We start from the raw sequence: 753 nt of genomic DNA, 5'->3' as shown, positions 1-753 counted from the left end.
CTTCCTCTCTTTCCCTCTTCCTTCTCGCTGCCTCCGCCGCCCTCCGCTCGCGTTTCTCTTTCCCTTTTTTCCTCCTCCCTCCTCTCCGCCCTGTTTTTCCGTCCCCCGGCCGCCCGCCTCTTCTTGCTCCGGGCGGCCCTTGCTGGGCCTCCTTCTTCTCCTTCTCCCCCCTTTTTTTCCTTTCTTCCTTCCTTCCCTTCCCCTCCCTCTTCCTTCCTTTTCTCTCTTTTTCTTTCCTTCCTCCCCTTCCTCTTCTTTTCCTCTTTCTTCTTCTCTCCTCTCTCTTTTTTCCTTCCTTTCCCGCTTTTTCTTTTCTCCCTCCTTTCTCTTCCCTTTTCTCCCCTTTCTCCTTCCCCCCTTCCTTCCTCCTCCCTCCTTTTTTTCCCCCCTCTTCTTCTTTTTTCTTCTTTTTTTTTTCTCTTTTTCCCCTCTTCCTCCCCCTCTCCTCTCCTCCTCCCCTTCTTCTTCCCCCCCCTTTCCTTCCCTTTCCTTCTTTTCCTCTTTCTTCTCCTTCTTCCTTTTTTTTTTTTTTCTTTTTTCTTTTTTTTCTTTTCCTTTCCCTTTTTTCCTCCTCCCTCCTCTCCTCCCTTTTTTCCTTCCCTCCTCCCTTTCTTTCTCCTTTCTTCCCTTTCTTTTCCTCCTTCTTCTCCTCTCCCCCCTTTTTTTCCTTTCTTCCTTCCTTCCCTCCCCTCCCTCTTCCTTCCTTTTCTTCTTTTTCTTTCCTTCCTCCCCTTCCTCCTTCTCCTTCTTTTT

The 753-nt window shown here is 49.1% G+C and carries 1 protein-coding gene; it reads right to left on the bottom strand.

The window, feature by feature from the left end:
• Positions 1–753, bottom strand: a 753-nt coding sequence (locus tag HBN98_RS28440; RefSeq protein ID WP_222935027.1) for a hypothetical protein, incomplete at both ends; no start/stop codon positions are given.

It is taken from the genome of Pseudomonas koreensis (genome assembly GCF_012986595.1).
Lineage (GTDB): Bacteria > Pseudomonadota > Gammaproteobacteria > Pseudomonadales > Pseudomonadaceae > Aquipseudomonas > Aquipseudomonas koreensis.
This window is presented reverse-complemented; position numbering and strand designations above follow the sequence as displayed.